Source organism: Ruegeria sp. AL12 (genome assembly GCF_056540885.1).
This window is the reverse complement of sequence record NZ_JBQFXN010000069.1, coordinates 1-1,044: the sequence shown is the minus strand read 5'-3', so window position 1 is coordinate 1,044 and position 1,044 is coordinate 1. Positions and strand designations below refer to the sequence as shown.

Genomic DNA, 1,044 nt, shown 5'->3' with positions numbered 1-1,044 from the left:
TCAACGAATACACGGCCCATCACTCGAACACGCTGAACATGGTGCTGTTCACCCTGTCGCTGATGATCGGTACCGCCGGTCTGCCGCACGTTATCATGCGCTTCTTCACCGTTCCCAAAGTTGCTGATGCACGCTGGTCGGCTGGCTGGGCGTTGGTTTTCATCGCGCTGCTGTATCTGACCGCTCCGGCTGTTGGCGCAATGGCCCGCCTGAATATCACCGACATGATGTGGCCCAATGGTGGCATCGAAGGTGGTGCCGTTACAGTCGAACAGATCGACAATGATGCACGGTACGACTGGATGGCCACATGGCAGAAAACCGGCCTGCTGGATTGGGAGGACAAGAACGGCGACGGCAAGATTCAGTACTACAATGACAAATCTGAATCGATGCAGGCGATTGCGGAACAAAAAGGCTGGGTCGGTAACGAGCTGACCAAGTTCAACCGCGATATCCTGGTTCTGGCCAACCCCGAGATTGCCAACCTGCCCGGTTGGGTGATCGGTCTGGTCGCTGCTGGTGGTCTTGCGGCTGCTCTGTCGACTGCTGCGGGCCTGCTGCTGGCGATTTCGTCGGCCGTGTCTCACGACCTGATCAAGGGCGCAATCAACCCGCAGATCTCGGAAAAAGGCGAGCTTCTGTCGGCACGGATTGCGATGGCTGTGGCGATTGCTGTAGCGACCTGGCTGGGTCTGAATCCTCCGGGCTTTGCAGCACAGACTGTTGCTCTGGCCTTTGGTCTGGCGGCAGCCTCGATCTTCCCGGCACTGATGATGGGGATCTTCTCGACCCGCATCAACAACACCGGTGCTGTTGCCGGTATGCTGGCAGGTCTGGTCGTTACACTGGTCTACATCTTCCTGCACAAGGGATGGCTGTTCATTCCGGACACCAACTCGTTCACCGATGCTGATCCGTTGCTGGGTCCGATCCAGTCGACCTCGTTCGGCGCTGTCGGTGCCATGGTCAACTTTGCTGTCGCCTATGTTGTGGCTGGCATGACCAAGGAAACTCCGCCGGAGATCAAGGAACTGGTCGAAA

1 protein-coding gene is annotated in these 1,044 nt (G+C 57.7%); it reads left to right on the top strand.

Annotated elements, in window-relative coordinates:
* The coding region (locus ACR0C6_RS21390; RefSeq protein WP_480621122.1) for a VC_2705 family sodium/solute symporter at nt 1-1,044 on the top strand (1,044 nt) is incomplete at both ends.